Source organism: Mesorhizobium caraganae (assembly GCF_016836705.1).
GTDB classification, from domain to species: Bacteria; Pseudomonadota; Alphaproteobacteria; order Rhizobiales; family Rhizobiaceae; genus Mesorhizobium; species Mesorhizobium caraganae.
This window is the reverse complement of sequence record NZ_JAFCGY010000166.1, coordinates 1-423: the sequence shown is the minus strand read 5'-3', so window position 1 is coordinate 423 and position 423 is coordinate 1. Positions and strand designations below refer to the sequence as shown.

The window sequence follows — 423 nt, the reverse complement described above, 5'->3', positions numbered from 1 at the left end:
AAATATAGAATTTAAGACATTAAAGAGCAGGCAGGAATTTTTGAGTGCAGTAATTAATCTTAATGAAAGCAGATTGCGTTCATCTGATCCGGCGGCTCCAGCAATACAAGCTATTAATGCCTTCATGGATAAAGGAAATCATCTACAAGATTTATACTCTAATAAATCTCTTTCAAAAGCGGATTTAGAGCGTAGGAATGAGATCCTGCGTGCTCAAGTTATTAGTGGTCTTCAGGCGTCAGAGGAACTGGCAAAACTTCTTATTGCCAGCGGAGTTATGTTATAGGAGGTCATTATGAACGATGTGCAAAATCGACGAATACTGGCATTGCTCAATATGCTGTACTATGCCTTAGGAAACCGAACAACTTGCGATATATGTCACAAATATTTTATTCTGGTTTTGTCGGTAATGAATAATCT

The 423-nt window shown here is 37.6% G+C and carries 1 protein-coding gene; it reads left to right on the top strand.

Features of this window, described 5'->3' with window-relative positions; translation table 11 throughout:
• The coding region (locus tag JQK88_RS35795; RefSeq protein WP_203281303.1) for a hypothetical protein at positions 1 to 286 on the top strand (286 nt) is incomplete at its 5' end.
• Positions 287 to 423: the final 137 nt, after the last annotated feature.